The sequence below is a fragment of the Enterobacter sp. UNJFSC 003 genome (assembly GCF_036903355.1).
Taxonomy (GTDB): Bacteria; Pseudomonadota; Gammaproteobacteria; order Enterobacterales; family Enterobacteriaceae; genus Enterobacter.
The window spans coordinates 1-282 of sequence record NZ_JBAKHK010000114.1 but is presented as its reverse complement, the minus strand read 5'-3'; the positions used below and the strand labels follow the sequence as shown (position 1 = coordinate 282).

1 protein-coding gene is annotated in these 282 nt (G+C 56.4%); it reads left to right on the top strand.

The window, feature by feature from the left end; all coding sequences use genetic code 11:
- Nucleotides 1-282 (top strand): IS3 family transposase (locus tag V5P19_RS23350; protein WP_334407919.1); only part of this gene is annotated, 282 nt, incomplete at both ends.

Here is a 282-nt window from a genome sequence, read left to right as displayed (position 1 = left end):
ACTTCGCGAAGCGCCTGAAATGAAGTATGTCTTTATTGAAAAACATCAGGCTGAGTTCAGCATCAAAGCAATGTGCCGCGTGCTCCGGGTGGCCCGCAGCGGCTGGTATACGTGGTGTCAGCGGCGGACAAGGATAAGCACGCGTCAGCAGTTCCGCCAACACTGCGACAGCGTTGTCCTCGCGGCTTTTACCCGGTCAAAACAGCGTTACGGTGCCCCACGCCTGACGGATGAACTGCGTGCTCAGGGTTACCCCTTTAACGTAAAAACCGTGGCGGCAAG